This window comes from Rhodothermales bacterium, from assembly GCA_013002345.1.
Taxonomy (GTDB): Bacteria; Bacteroidota; Rhodothermia; order Rhodothermales; family JABDKH01; genus JABDKH01.
Genome location: JABDKH010000115.1, coordinates 1 through 4,720, shown reverse-complemented (window position 1 = coordinate 4,720; position 4,720 = coordinate 1). Strand labels below are relative to the sequence as shown.

General features: G+C 58.2%; 6 protein-coding genes. 4 read left to right on the top strand and 2 right to left on the bottom strand.

Annotated elements, in window-relative coordinates:
• Together HKN37_05795 and HKN37_05790 are read right to left on the bottom strand one after the other, a co-directional pair.
• Positions 1–1,394 (bottom strand): gluconolaconase (locus HKN37_05795; protein NNE46155.1); only part of this gene is annotated, 1,394 nt, incomplete at its 3' end.
• Between the two features lie 398 nt (positions 1,395–1,792).
• Positions 1,793–2,176 carry a hypothetical protein gene (locus tag HKN37_05790; GenBank protein NNE46154.1) on the bottom strand — a complete coding sequence of 128 codons (384 nt, stop codon included), beginning with the start codon at positions 2,174–2,176 and terminating at the stop codon, positions 1,793–1,795.
• 249 nt (positions 2,177–2,425) lie between these two features.
• Between HKN37_05790 and HKN37_05785 the strand changes: the two genes are divergently transcribed.
• From HKN37_05785 to HKN37_05770, 4 genes are all read left to right on the top strand, one after another.
• Positions 2,426–2,653: a helix-turn-helix transcriptional regulator gene (locus tag HKN37_05785; protein NNE46153.1), complete on the top strand. Its 228-nt coding sequence runs from the start codon at positions 2,426–2,428 to the stop codon at positions 2,651–2,653.
• Entirely contained in the window at positions 2,646–3,431 is a 786-nt protein-coding gene (locus tag HKN37_05780; protein NNE46152.1) for a hypothetical protein, read from the top strand. The genes HKN37_05785 and HKN37_05780 overlap by 8 nt, the downstream gene beginning before the upstream one ends.
• 4 nt (positions 3,432–3,435) lie before the next feature.
• Positions 3,436–3,885 (top strand): hypothetical protein, encoded by a 450-nt coding sequence (locus HKN37_05775; GenBank protein ID NNE46151.1) that lies wholly within the window; start codon positions 3,436–3,438, stop codon positions 3,883–3,885.
• Positions 3,886–4,400: 515 nt separating this feature from the next.
• On the top strand, positions 4,401–4,720 hold a 320-nt coding region (locus HKN37_05770), incomplete at its 3' end, for a GPP34 family phosphoprotein (protein ID NNE46150.1).

The following is a 4,720-nucleotide window of genomic DNA, read 5'->3' as shown; positions in this document are numbered from 1 at the left end:
ACGATGTTGGTGCCACCACTCGGCGTTTCGAGGAGGGGCCTCGGACCACTGTGCCCTTCAAATGCGGGAGTACGATCATGCAGCACGATCTGGGTCGTGATCGGGCTGAGACCGATCATGACCGTCTCCGGCTTCAGCAGGATGGTATCGGAGACCCGGTACCGGCCGGCCGGAAAGAAGAGCGTTCGGTGTGTGGCCACGGCCTCGCGCAGAGCCGCCGTGTCGTCGGTCTCGCCGTCTCCCGATGCTCCAAAATCCTTGACGCTGACCCACGTGTCCTGTGAAGGCAGCGCTGCAATATCGGTCGGCGGCATCGAAGGCACGGATTCCAACGGAATCAGCCGGTGGCTCGTGTGAATCCTCGGCGAGCCGTCGAGATCGTCGATCTGCAGGCCGTGGGTGAAGTCCTCCACACGGTACGTGCGCGATGGCCCTTCGACAGTCTTTCCACTCCTCCGGAAACGCGCCAGAACCGGCGTGTCAACTGCGACCACGTTGATCAGGTTGAACTGCGGACGCGCATTGTACTCGTCACTGACTACGACTGCGGGACCCGACACGCTTTCGAACCGGGAATCGATCATCATTAACTCCTCCGCCCGGTCCGGGTTGACCATGACGGCAGTCGGTACGTCGCGAAACCGGTTTCGGACCAGGGTCATGCCGGCTTCCTCGGTGCGGATGGCCGCCACGCGCTGCCCCTCGAAGTACGTATCGATCATCAGAAAGGGCCAACTCGGCGACGGTTTTGTGGTGATGATTCCGTAGTCGCCCCCGAAGAAGCGGCAATCGTCTATCTCGTTGCCCACCTTCTCGACGCCCGCGCGTCCGGACCCGATCCGGAAATCCATGTGGGCCAGAAAGGAGTGCTGTGCGAAGTGCGACCGCACGCCGATCGCGGCCGGATTGCCGTCGCCGATCTCGATATCGACATTGCTCATCGCACTGTAGAACGTGCCCGGGTTGGCGTCCCGGATCGGCCGTCCCGCTCGCGGACGATCACTCACGAAGTGGACCATGTATCGACCCTCTTCGTCCTGAAATCCGGGCGTGTTCGGACCGAGAACAAGAGTCGGGCGATCGGTGCCGAAACCGATCAGGCGGATTCCTTTCCACACGTACAGCGTTTCGGTTATCCGGTACCGACCCTCCGGGATCAGTACTACGCCGAACCGTGACCGCTCATTGACGTGATCAATGGCGGCCTGGATCGCAGCGGCGTCATCGGCTGCGCCGTCGCCAAGTGCGCCGAAGGAATCAACGGATACGGCTGACGGGTCGTTCAGCGGTAACGTGTAGAATGAGCGACCGTTGGTGGGCTGGGGCTGTGCCAGACTCGACCTCACCAGAATCACTGTCACGAGGAGCCATCCGATTTGTAGTCTTCGATTCATCGCCATCTGATTCCTTGCGTTCCTGGAAACTAATTACTCTGCTTCGGGCAGGGTACGTCACTGGCACATTAGGCGCACCACGAAGGCCAATCCGGCGCCGTGCTAGATTCGGGCGGAGACTCGTTGCGCCGGGCGAGCAAGACATTTGGAAAAACGTGCCGTCGAGATCAATCCCTCGCCCATCACCTGTCAGGCCCGCCTTGGCTGCACATAGAATCCCACGGGAGGTTTCCAAAAGATGTGAGTCCGGTGAGATTCCGCTGGTTCCCCTTATTGCTGTGGACGATGTTCGCCCGCCACCAGCGATCACATTGGCCACGACCACGTCCGGGTCTCTGTCGCCTGCCACATCCGACAAGGTATCAGTATCAAGCCTGTGTGCACCCGGGCGCCCGCCATCACTGCAGATTGAATCCTGCAGTGATGACCCAGTCTTCTGGCTGGGTCACGTCGATCGTACATACGTTGCCTTGCACGGACGGGCAAGCACCCCAGTTGACAAATACGCTACCATCCTGTGCCGTTGCCGTCAGCATGAGCGACGGGGCTCCCTCAAGGTCATTGAAGTCATCGAAACAAGAACCGGAAGTCGTACCCAGCGTGATCGTACAATTGATATCCGCGTGTGGATGACTTGAAGTCACCGAACCGGATCCCGTACCCAAGAGGGCAACGGTAACTGAGATTGCTTCCTCGGTCGGGGAGCTAGAGCATGCCGGAAACATGAGCGTGCTCGTACCGACGAGAAGTAGAGCCATCAGCGGGCCTGCGATGCGTGACATGTGAGAACCCCGCGATTTCATTTGACGAGCGGCTGGCTAACAGGTCGAAGATGTAAAAGTCCGATCCGGATCGCAACAATAGTAGCTGGATCACGGCTTTGCGCGTCTGGAATCGGTGTGCATGCTCGTCTTTTCGCGAGTACGATCTGGCGCTCACCTCGTCTGTCTTTGACGTGGCATTCGAACAAGGCCTCATAGCCAGCAGTACAGTATACTTGACTTTATGTAAAGCTTACTGTACTCTCTGATGTGACTCGACAGGATAAGGTTCGAAACACGGTACGCCGCCACCGCCTGCTGCAAGATATCACACAGCAGGAGCTGGCTGAACGCGTCGGAGTGACGCGGCAAACGATCGTGTCGATTGAGAAGGGACGATACAAGCCGTCGATTGTGCTCGCTCTTCGGCTTGCGGAAGCGTTTGCGGTTCCGGTCGAGGCACTCTTCCAACTCGATCGGGGTGACGATCATGGCTAGTAGGATTTCGGTGAGAACCATACCTCCACTAACCGGCCTGATTGCCGGCGGTCTCGTCGTTTGCGGCATCCTTCTCTGGATGTTTGTGTCGAGGAGCCTACTGTTTGTGGCCGGACTTGGCGCATTCGGTCCCGGACTTCTGAGGGAACTAGGCTGGCTGCGAGATCACGACGAATTCCAGCGACAGGCAGCTCATCGAGCCGGATATCATGCGTATCTCATTGGCGGCTTTGCGGCCATACTTGTTCTTTCAGGACTTGAGTGGAGCGCCGAGCTCGACGAGTCAGCAGAGTGGATCAGGTTCGTCCTGCTACTACTCTGGATGTCATGGATGTTCAGTGCGCTACTGTCCTACTGGGGAGCACAAAGAACGGCATCTCTGGTGCTTATGACATTCGGTTCATTCTGGGCCGTGTTCGTTCTAGCGACCTTAATCGGAGAGTCAAATCCCGATGGTGAGTTCTCGGAAGCGATCCTCGGAATCCTGGCAGGCAGTGCTCTGGTAGCCGCCTTCTTCGTTCCGGCCTGGACGGCACATCGGTGGCCAAGGATCACGGGCATAATCCTGTTGTTGGTCTCGGCAGGGTTTGCGGTTGTCTTCGGGCGCAAGGGAGCCCTTCAGTGGTCTACCGTCGCGCTCACAAATACACTCCTGCTCGTTCCTCTAATGGTCTCTGGAATCGCACTCGTTCGCATGAAGCCAGCGCACGATGACGAGGCCGGAGAACCGACCCACACCGAAGAGGACCATGAGGGACACTCACTTCATGGGCGCTAGAAGAATGCAGAACCAAACTCAAGCGCCCGCAGGTGCTGTCGACGAATCAAGCTCAGACCAATCTGCCCGGTTCCGTCATACAACCGCGAACGTCTCGCGGTGGGCTGCGCGTAGCATTAGCCTGGTCGTCCTGACAATATGGGGCTTCTTTATCGCGGCTCATCTGATTAGCGGCCTTACCGGCGGTGGTGAAGAAGCATCGAGACCGCTACAGCCAGACGACTACGTCGGACTCGGCGCGATGGGAGCATGGCTGATTGGCCTCATGCTTGGCTGGCGATGGGAGCCCGTCGGTGGTACGATCGTGATCATGGCCTTCGTTATCAGCGCAACCATGAACACAAACGTTTTGTCGCTCCCGTTCCTCGTGATTCCAACCGCAGGGATACTGTTTACCGTGAGTTGGTGGATTCGACGGATGATCTCGGATGCGCCACCGATTCCGACCGCGTGAGACAGGATTCGAGAGCGTGAGTAGGTTGACAGGCTCGGCACTTCGTGTACGCTCTGTGTACCAACACAAATCCGACTCGCCCATGAACTGCTATTCCCACCGTGATATACGACGGATGGTTTCCCCAATGGTATTGTAGAGGTCGCGAGTTCGACTGCCATCGGCATCACCCACCCCCGCGCCTTCGTACTCCGACTCATACAGATCAAACAACAGATCGAGCGCGACCAGCCGACACACGTTGTGGACTCGCGGGTCACCGACGACCAGCTTGATCTCGGGTGCGGTCTCTTCGTAAGCCTGTCTCTAATGACATGTATCCAATACGGGGTTCGCAAGAAACCCGCAAGCGGGGAAGCCGGCTGAGGGGCGGTGATGCAGACCCTTGCGCGCGCGGGCTTATTGCCCACCGCACTGATGCTGTTTGATCTGGTTTCGGCGTGATGGTGCGGTCGTCGTGAACCCTGGCAGGTTGATCTCTCGTAGGACGGATACCACTGTAAGTCGGAGGGCTAATGATGGAGAACAGTGAGAGGCTGTACCTGCATGAGGAAATCCTTCTCCTGGTCTTGCGCGATGAGGAGGGTACGGTAGCCTCCGGTCCCATGTATGAGTATGCTATCGGAGGCGGGATCCTCGCCGAGCTGCTGCTGAACGAGCGACTCACCGTCGAGTCGATGGGTCGGAAGGAGAATAAGCAGGTGGTTCGCCTGAAGTCATCGACGCCGATGAGCAACGACGTCATCGACGAGTGCCTGTCGAAGGTTAAGGCGGCAGGCAAGCCGAAGTCGCCCCAACACTGGGTGATGAAGTTCGCGCAAACCAAGGATCTGAA